The organism is Bradyrhizobium sp. MI1.7 (genome assembly GCF_055811795.1).
The window spans coordinates 1-1,656 of the sequence record NZ_JBVVPO010000193.1 but is presented as its reverse complement, the minus strand read 5'-3'; the positions used below and the strand labels follow the sequence as shown (position 1 = coordinate 1,656).

At 60.6% G+C, this 1,656-nt stretch carries 1 protein-coding gene; it reads left to right on the top strand.

Features of this window, described 5'->3' with window-relative positions; genetic code table 11:
• Positions 1 to 65 precede the first annotated feature (65 nt).
• Positions 66 to 1,622: an ISL3 family transposase gene (locus AC0L3X_RS47020; protein WP_354081003.1), complete on the top strand. Its 1,557-nt coding sequence runs from the start codon at positions 66 to 68 to the stop codon at positions 1,620 to 1,622.
• Positions 1,623 to 1,656: the final 34 nt, after the last annotated feature.

Sequence of the window (1,656 nt, the reverse complement as noted above, 5' to 3'; positions counted from 1 at the left end):
GGGTCTGACTCATTTCCGATGAAGTTTGCCGGGCGACTGTGGTTCTCAAACGGAGAATCAGCGCCATGCGGACGGGCTTTCAAATCTCATCGCTAGTACCGAGTGGTTTGGTGGTTGATGGTGTAAGTGACTCAATGGATTCGCTTATTCTGTCTGTTAGGTCGGAAGCTGCGGAGGCTCGGTGCCCTTTGTGCGCGACAGCGTCGAGCCGCATCCATAGCCGCTACGTCCGGCACGTTGCCGATTTGCCATCAGCGGGCAGAAAGGTGCGCCTCCGATTACTCACGCGGCGCTTCACATGCGAGGTGCCGCATTGCCGCCGGCGGATCTTCGCGGAGCGGTTCGGAGAAGACATCGTCCCGCTGCGACGGCGCCGGACAGCACGGCTGGAATACATCGTCCATCACCTGGGGTTGGCGCTCGGCGGCCGGCCGGCGGCAAGCTTCGCCAAGCGGCTCATGCTGCCTGTCAGCAACGATACCTTGCTACGGGTGGTCCGTCGGCGGACGGCGATGCCGACAGATCCATTGCTTGTTGTGGGCATCGATGACTGGGCGTTCCGGAGAAACCATCGATACGGGACGATCGTGTGCGATTTGGAGCGTCGGCGGATCGTTACCCTGCTGCCCGACAGGGAGACTGCGACCGTTCGGGCGTGGCTATCGAAGCACCCAGCGATCAACATTGTGTCGCGAGATCGCGGTGGTGGATACGGCGAGGCAGCAGCTAAGGCGCTCCCGAACGCCATCCAGGTCGCCGACCGCTGGCATCTGATGGAAAATGCGAGCGCGGCCTTCCTTGATGCGGTGCGCCGCTCCATGAACAGAATCCGAACCGCAATCGGAGCGACAACGATCAACCCGGAATTGCTGACCTATGCGGAAAAGCTGCGCTATCAGGGCTATCTGCGGCGCCGGGACAGCCATGCCGCAATTGCGGCTCTCGTCAGCGACGGTGTGCCGTTCAAGGAGATCGTCCGCCGCACAGGACATAGTCGCAATCTGGTTCGCCAAATTAGCCGCGGCGGCGGTACGGATATGTTCCGCACCCGTCAAAGCACCCTGGACGGGCATCTGCCGTTCCTGGACGCGCAATGGTCAGGCGGCTGTCGCAACGGTGCCGAACTCTGGCGCCGTTTGAAGGGACAAGGCTTTATGGGATCGCTGCGCGTGGTGGCGGAATGGGCGACGCGACGGCGGCGTGCCGAGACTATCAGCCATCAACAATTGCAGAAGGTCCCCGCCGCCAGGACGATAGCGCAGCTGATGACGACGAAGCGCGACCACCTGACCAGGGCCGAGACCGTCACGCTTGCCGTCATCGAACAAAACGTTCCTATGCTGGCCGATGCCCAAGCTCTCATTGGCCGCTTCCACGCGATGATCCGAAAGAAGGCCGAGATGGAGCTCGAACCTTGGATTGAGGAATCCAAGCGGAGCCTCATTGCCTCGTTCGCGAATGGCATTGCCAACGATAAGGGCGCGGTGCACGCGGCTATCACGCAACCATGGTCCAATGGCCAAGTGGAAGCTCAGATCACCAAGCTCAAGCTGGTCAAACGGCAAATGTACGGACGCGCTAAGCTCGATCTCCTTCAGGCTAGGCTGATTGGCGCGCCATAAAAACAATCACGATCATCGAATATGCGTCAGAGCC